The sequence below is a fragment of the Pseudoalteromonas sp. T1lg22 genome, from assembly GCF_002964645.1.
GTDB lineage: Bacteria > Pseudomonadota > Gammaproteobacteria > Enterobacterales > Alteromonadaceae > Pseudoalteromonas.
The window spans coordinates 1-264 of sequence record NZ_PQBY01000012.1; the positions used below are offsets into that span (position 1 = coordinate 1).

A 264-nucleotide genomic window follows, 5' to 3' on the forward strand; every position below is an offset into this window, starting at 1 on the left:
TACCTCACCAACTAGCTAATCCCACTTGGGCCAATCTAAAGGCGAGAGCCGAAGCCCCCTTTGGTCCGTAGACATTATGCGGTATTAGCCGTCGTTTCCAACGGTTGTCCCCCACCTCAAGGCATGTTCCCAAGCATTACTCACCCGTCCGCCGCTCGTCATCTTCTAGCAAGCTAGAAATGTTACCGCTCGACTTGCATGTGTTAGGCCTGCCGCCAGCGTTCAATCTGAGCCATGATCAAACTCTTCAATTAAAAGTTTTTT

At 50.4% G+C, this 264-nt stretch carries 1 rRNA gene; it reads right to left on the bottom strand.

The features are described 5' to 3' along the window. Positions 1–254 (bottom strand): 16S ribosomal RNA (locus C2M24_RS07110); the annotation flags it as partial. Between the last annotated feature and the right edge of the window lie 10 nt (positions 255–264).